Annotated in this window: 5 protein-coding genes and 1 pseudogene; all 6 read left to right on the top strand. The window is 50.6% G+C overall.

Annotated features, from left to right (window positions below; translation table 11 throughout):
- Nucleotides 1-219: 219 nt before the first annotated feature.
- The 6 genes and pseudogenes from rsfS to Q9J80_RS10765 all read left to right on the top strand — a co-directional run bounded on the left by rsfS (nucleotide 220) and on the right by Q9J80_RS10765 (nucleotide 3,641).
- Complete coding sequence (gene rsfS / locus Q9J80_RS10740; RefSeq protein ID WP_301674078.1) at nucleotides 220-606, top strand: ribosome silencing factor; 387 nt, start codon at nucleotides 220-222, stop codon at nucleotides 604-606.
- Nucleotides 607-659: 53 nt separating this feature from the next.
- A complete protein-coding gene (rlmH, locus tag Q9J80_RS10745; RefSeq protein WP_039854488.1) occupies nucleotides 660-1,130 on the top strand; it encodes a 23S rRNA (pseudouridine(1915)-N(3))-methyltransferase RlmH in 471 nt (156 codons plus the stop codon).
- Nucleotides 1,131-1,204: 74 nt separating this feature from the next.
- Complete coding sequence (locus tag Q9J80_RS10750; protein ID WP_002223157.1) at nucleotides 1,205-1,471, top strand: oxidative damage protection protein; 267 nt, start codon at nucleotides 1,205-1,207, stop codon at nucleotides 1,469-1,471.
- 156 nt (nucleotides 1,472-1,627) lie between these two features.
- The gene (locus Q9J80_RS10755) at nucleotides 1,628-2,311 is read left to right on the top strand and encodes a Bax inhibitor-1 family protein (RefSeq protein ID WP_301674077.1); all 684 of its coding nucleotides are present in this window, start codon (nucleotides 1,628-1,630) and stop codon (nucleotides 2,309-2,311) included.
- 128 nt (nucleotides 2,312-2,439) lie between these two features.
- A complete protein-coding gene (gene coaD / locus Q9J80_RS10760) occupies nucleotides 2,440-2,952 on the top strand; it encodes a pantetheine-phosphate adenylyltransferase (protein ID WP_301674076.1) in 513 nt (170 codons plus the stop codon).
- Between the two features lie 31 nt (nucleotides 2,953-2,983).
- Nucleotides 2,984-3,641 (top strand): annotated as a pseudogene (locus tag Q9J80_RS10765) (TIGR01621 family pseudouridine synthase).
- Nucleotides 3,642-3,794: the final 153 nt, after the last annotated feature.

A 3,794-nucleotide genomic window follows, 5' to 3' on the forward strand; every position in this document is an offset into this window, starting at 1 on the left:
TTGTACCTATGATGTATAAGTCAGAATTGATTCAATACTTCAGTTTGAAATATAGTGAAACAAAAAGTGAATTTCTAAAAGATAGATATAAAAAAATACTAATAATCCTGCGGGATTAGTACTTAATTGAGTAATTTTTGAGGAAAAACATCAACCCGAAAAGTCAAATCAGTAAGGAACGGCTATAATGCCGTCTGAAAACATCCCGTTAGGAACATAATGAACGAGCAAGAACTGCAAGACCTGCAAAAAATGGTCGAGGTCGCCGTCAACGCCCTCGAAGACATCAAAGCCAAAGATATTTCCGTTCTCGAAACGCAAGACAAAACTTCGCTGTTTGCCAGAATGATTATCGCCAGCGGCGACAGTACGCGCCAAGTCAAAGCACAGGCCAACAACGTTGCCGTCGATTTGAAAGAAGCCGGTTTTGAAATCCTCAGTACCGAAGGCGACAGCGGCGAATGGACGTTGGTTGATGCAGGAGACCTCGTCGTCCACGTTATGCTCCCTGCCGTGCGCGACTTCTACGACATCGACACCCTCTGGGGCGGCGAGAAACCGAGTTTCCACGCCGGAATGCAGAAGCCGTGGCACGCTGCAGACTGATTCCCGATGCCGTCTGAATGTTCAGACGGCATTTTCCTGTAAGGGAGAAAGCATTGAACATTACCGTTTTGGCAGTCGGCACCAAAATGCCGCGCTGGGTTGATGAGGCCGTCGCCGAATACGCCAAACGCTTCGGACGCGACGTCGCCTACGCACTCAAAGAAATCAAACCCGAAAAACGCGGCGCGGGCGTGAATGCCGCCCAAGGTATGGCGGCGGAAGAAAAACGCATCCTTGAAGCCGTTCCGCAAGGCGCGTTCCTTGTTGTTCTTGACGAACGCGGCAAAGCACCGACCTCCGTCGAGCTGGCGGAACACCTCAAAAGCTGGCAGCAAAACGGAGAACACGTCTGCTTCGTCATCGGCGGCGCGGACGGCATGACCGACCGCCTCAAACAACAAGCCCGCATGATGATGCGCCTGTCCAGCCTTACCCTGCCGCACGGCATGGTGCGCGTCCTTCTGACCGAGCAGCTCTACCGGGCCGTCTCCATCCTGCACAACCATCCCTATCATCGGGAATAAGAAGGCTTTTGTCTGTACCCCTAATCGGTTAAAATCACCCCGTTATTTCTGAACACACAGCAAAGGAATCCGCTATGGCACGCATGGTATTTTGCGTTAAGCTCAACAAAGAAGCCGAAGGCATGAAATTCCCACCGCTTCCCAACGAATTGGGCAAGCGCATTTTTGAAAACGTATCGCAAGAAGCATGGATGGCGTGGACGCGCCACCAAACCATGCTGATTAACGAAAACCGCTTAAGCCTTGCCGATCCGCGCGCGCGCGAATACCTGGCTCAGCAGATGGAGCAGTATTTCTTCGGCGACGGCGCGGATGCCGTTCAGGGATACGTTCCGCAATAACGGTTTTCCGTTTTGAACACAGGCTGTCCGAACCTGCTTCAGACGGCCTTTAAAATACGCCGGACAACTTTATCTTCACGCAACCGGACAAATTTTGACATTGGGCAATGTTAAAATCCCCCGTTATTTCCAACCGCGCTTTCAGGAGCAGATGATATGCAACACGACGTTTACGACTACACCGCGCATACGGTTTCTAAAAACACCGTCCTGCAGAAAACCTACCGCCTGCTCGGATTTTCATTCATTCCGGCTGCCGCAGGCGCGGCACTTGCCGCCAATGCCGGTTTCAATTTTTACGCCGCCTTCGGTTCGCGCTGGATAGGGTTTGCCGTCGTGCTGGCGTTTTTCTACGGTATGATCCACTTCATCGAGAAAAACCGTTACAGCAATACCGGCGTTGCCCTGCTGATGGTATTCACATTCGGTATGGGCGTATTGATCGGCCCCGTGCTGCAATACGCGCTCCATATTGCCGACGGTGCGAAAATCGTCGGCATTGCCGCCGCGATGACCGCCGCCGTCTTTTTAACGATGTCCGCATTGGCACGCCGAACTCGGCTCGATATGAACGCGCTCGGACGCTTCCTGACCGTAGGTGCGGTCATTCTGATGGTCGCCGTGGTTGCCAATCTGTTTTTGGGTATTCCCGCACTTGCCCTGACCATTTCCGCTGGTTTTGTCTTGTTCGGTTCCTTAATGATTATGTGGCAGGTACGCACCGTCATCGACGGCGGCGAAGACAGCCACATCAGCGCGGCACTGACACTGTTTATCTCGCTTTACAACATCTTCAGCAGCCTGCTCAACATCCTGCTGTCCTTAAACGGCGATGACTGATGTAGGCGAAACACCATGCAAACCATGCCGTCTGAAAGCACTTATTTCAGACGGCATTTTGTTTTGGGCATACAATACGGATACACATTCATCAACATACGGTCGACCATGCTGTCGGAAGGAATCATATGTCACCGAATACACCGCGCCGCGCCGTCTATGCCGGCAGTTTCGATCCGCCCACATTGGGGCATCTGTGGATGATACGGCAGGCGCAATCTATGTTTGACGAACTCATCGTCGCCATCGGCATTAATCCCGACAAACGCAGCACCTACACGATAGCCGAAAGGCTGGATATGCTGCACGATATTACTAAAATGTTTCCCAACGTCAGAACCGATGTATTTGAAAACCGGTTTTTGGTGCATTACGCCCGTGAGGTAGATGCAGGATTCATCGTGCGCGGCATCCGTTCCGCCTCCGATTATGAATACGAACGCTCCATGCGCCATATCAACAGCGACCTCGCCCCCGAAATATCCACCGTATTCCTTATGCCGCCGCGCGAAATCGCCGAAGTGTCGTCCACTATGGTCAAAGGACTGGTCGGGCCGGAAGGCTGGACGGAAACGATCCACCGCTACGTGCCGCAAGCTGTGTACGAAAAAATCCTTGCCGAACATCAACACGAAAATTGAACCCTTCTATTTTTGCAAGGCATATATGGATATGTTGGAAATTTTGTTCCGCCATCAAGACTTCGTCGCCATCAACAAACCGGGCGGCATATCCGTCCACCAAGACAGTGGCGAGACCGGACTGGCCCGAACACTCGCTATACAGTTGGGCGTAGAGCGTGTGTGGCTGCTGCACCGATTGGACAAACAGACCAGCGGCATTTTACTGTTTTCCCTCAACAGAGAAAGCGCGTCCGCCCTTAGCGGACAGTTTGCCGGCAAAAGCATCAAAAAAACCTATTTGGCACTATCCGACCGCAAACCGTCCAAAAAGCAGGGTTGGATTAAAGGCGGAATGGAAAAATCCAGACGCGGAATGTGGAAGTTGACGCGCAATACAGAAAATATCGCTGTTACCCGATTCCACAGCATCAGTATCGCCGAAAAACTGCGGCTGTTCATCCTAGAACCGCATACGGGCAAAACGCACCAAATTGAGAGTGGCGATGAAAAGTTTGGGCAGTCCGATTCTGGGCGACAGCTTATACGGCGGAACAGAATCCGAAACCATGTTTCTGTATGCATGGAAAATACAATTTGCCTACCAAAACCGACAAATCGAAATTGTTGCACCCTTAAAAAACGAATGGCAGACTGAAAATATCCATTGGGCACTGGAAGAATTCTGTATGGAAAATAAAATTGACTGATATAAATTAAATTTATAAACAAACAGATAAATATTTTTAAAAAAATTTCTTCAGAAAAGCATTGACCGTTTTCCCCTGTAGGCGTATAGTTCGGTTCTTCGCTGCTGCCGAAGCTGCGAACGAACTGAAAAGTATAGCACAGAATGTCGGGAA

Origin of the sequence: Neisseria blantyrii (genome assembly GCF_962747855.1) — a bacterium.
Taxonomy (GTDB): domain Bacteria; phylum Pseudomonadota; class Gammaproteobacteria; order Burkholderiales; family Neisseriaceae; genus Neisseria; species Neisseria viridiae.